At 51.8% G+C, this 913-nt stretch carries 1 protein-coding gene; it reads left to right on the top strand.

The annotated features are described in order from the left end of the window. On the top strand, positions 1–913 hold a 913-nt coding region (locus R7E78_RS25120; RefSeq protein ID WP_318058470.1), incomplete at both ends, for an AMP-binding protein.

Consider the following 913-nt stretch of genomic DNA (forward strand, 5'->3'; position numbering starts at 1 on the left):
CACACGTACCTTATCTACGGACCACTTGCGAACGGCGCGAAAACCATCCTGTTCGAAGGTGTACCAAACTACCCGAACACAAGCCGTATGAGCGAAGTGGTCGATAAGCATCAAGTGAACATTCTGTACACCGCACCAACGGCTATTCGTGCGTTGATGGCAAAAGGCAACGAAGCGGTTGCTGGCACGTCTCGCTCAAGCCTTCGCATCATGGGCTCAGTGGGCGAACCAATCAACCCAGAGGCATGGGAGTGGTACTACAAAACGATCGGTAACGAAAATTCACCTATCGTCGACACTTGGTGGCAAACGGAAACCGGCGGCATCTTGATCGCTCCACTTCCGGGCGCGACAGATCTCAAACCAGGTTCAGCAACTCGCCCATTCTTCGGCGTACAACCTGCGCTGGTTGATAACATGGGTAATATCCTTGAAGACACCGTGGCTGAAGGTAACTTGGTAATTCTTGATTCTTGGCCAGGTCAGATGCGTACGGTTTACGGCGACCATGAACGCTTCGAACAAACCTACTTCTCAACATTTAAGGGCATGTACTTCACCAGTGACGGTGCGCGTCGTGACGAAGACGGCTACTACTGGATCACTGGCCGCGTCGATGACGTACTGAACGTGTCTGGACACCGTATGGGCACCGCTGAAATTGAATCTGCGCTAGTCGCGCATCATAAAATTGCCGAAGCCGCGATTGTTGGTATTCCACACGACATCAAAGGCCAAGCGATCTACGCCTACATCACGCTCAACGATGGCGAATTCCCATCCGCAGAACTGCACAAAGAAGTGAAGGATTGGGTGCGTAAAGAGATTGGTCCAATTGCAACGCCTGACGTACTGCACTGGACAGACTCTCTACCAAAGACTCGTTCAGGTAAGATCATGCGTCGTATTCTGC

The sequence above is a fragment of the Vibrio sp. YT-19(2023) genome, from assembly GCF_033337395.1.